Origin of the sequence: Halomonas sp. 3D7M, assembly GCF_014897885.1 — a bacterium.
In the GTDB taxonomy this organism is placed as follows: domain Bacteria; phylum Pseudomonadota; class Gammaproteobacteria; order Pseudomonadales; family Halomonadaceae; genus Vreelandella.
The window spans coordinates 1-775 of record NZ_JABUZF010000276.1 but is presented as its reverse complement, the minus strand read 5'-3'; the positions used below and the strand labels follow the sequence as shown (position 1 = coordinate 775).

1 protein-coding gene is annotated in these 775 nt (G+C 60.9%); it reads left to right on the top strand.

Annotated features, from left to right (window positions below; translation table 11 throughout):
• On the top strand, positions 1–775 hold a 775-nt coding region (gene tnpC / locus INT22_RS21675), incomplete at both ends, for an IS66 family transposase (RefSeq protein ID WP_226912957.1).

The window sequence follows — 775 nt, the reverse complement described above, 5'->3', positions numbered from 1 at the left end:
CAGTCTGCTGGCGGGGTTGCTGGTGGACAAGTTCCAGTTCCCCCTGCCGCTGTACCGTCAGCACCAGCGCATCCAGCAAGCCGGTATCACAATCAGCCGCAGCACCCTGACCAATCTGGTCAAGCGCGTGATCGACCTGCTTCGGCCCATTGTGGATGCCCAGACCGACAACGTGCTGCGCAGTCGGGTGCTGGCCATGGATGAAACGCCGATCAAGGCCGGTCACCAGGGTCGGGCGGGCCCGCAAAAAGGCAAGTTGAAATCCGGCTGGTTCTGGCCGTTATACGGCGATGCCGACGAGGTGGTGTTCACCTACTCGAACAGCCGTGGGCGTGCCCACATCGAAGCCATCCTCAGCGAATCGTTCAACGGCACGCTGATCAGTGACGGCTACGCGGCCTATGCCCGCTACGCTGCTGCCCAAGAGAACGTCACCCACGCCCAGTGCTGGGTGCATAGCCGCCGTTATTTTATCGAGGCGCAGAAGGATCACCCGGAAACCGTCACCGAGGCCCTGCAACGAATCGCAGCGCTGTACCGGAATGAAGAAACCATCAGAACCCACGGGCTGACTGGCGAGAAGAAACGTCAGTACCGGTTGGAACACTCGAAACCGGTCGTTAGCGGCTTCTTCCAGTGGTGCCGGGATCAGTTGGCGTCAGGCGGCCTGGTGCCGAGCGATCCACTGACCAAAGCTCTGAACTACGTGCTCAGCCGGGAAGCCAGCCTGAGCGTATTCCTGGAAAACCCAGACGTGCAGCCAGACACCAACCAC